1 protein-coding gene is annotated in these 569 nt (G+C 65.4%); it reads right to left on the minus strand.

What is annotated here, in order from left to right; translation table 11 throughout:
* A partial coding sequence (locus tag IEZ15_RS44255; RefSeq protein WP_268250522.1) for a glycosyltransferase occupies window positions 1–569 on the minus strand: 569 nt, incomplete at both ends.

Below are 569 nucleotides of genomic sequence, written 5' to 3' on the forward strand. Positions count from 1 at the left end.
TCGTCGCTCTTGGACATTGTCACGCCCTCGGGACGCAGCACCGCCTCTCCCGGCCCCAGGTCCACATCGAGATACACCCCGCCGTGCTTGTGGAGGAGGGTGTATCTGGCGATGTCGGAGGCCATCGCGAAGCTGTTCTCCTTACGCGCGGCCTCGTACAGCTTGGACACCTTGGAGGGCAGCTTCTCCCCGCCGGAGCTCTTGTCCTTTTTGAACAGGTCCTCGACCCGGCCTTGATGAACGGTGCCGGAATCCACCAGGCCCTTGAGGAACTCCTTGTTGTTGCGCCGGCCGCCCTCGTCCGTCCAGATCGTCAGCTTCCACTGTGCTTCTTCTGCCTTGGCCGCCCATGTCCGGAGGTTGGCGCGGGCACCGTCCGTCAGTTCGCCACCCAGCCAGATGAAATTGAGTTCCTTGGGGATCACGGCCAGCGGACCGGGACCGGCGCCCAGGTAGTGGATCGGGCCGGCAGGAGATGCATCGCCGGCCGACGCGGTCGCGGTGCTCTCGGACAGAACCGTGTCGGCCGGCTGCTGCGTGATCTCCGAGTCGGCGTTGAGCAGCAGGCC

Origin of the sequence: Streptomyces atratus, assembly GCF_014648655.1 — a bacterium.
Taxonomy (GTDB): domain Bacteria; phylum Actinomycetota; class Actinomycetes; order Streptomycetales; family Streptomycetaceae; genus Streptomyces; species Streptomyces atratus.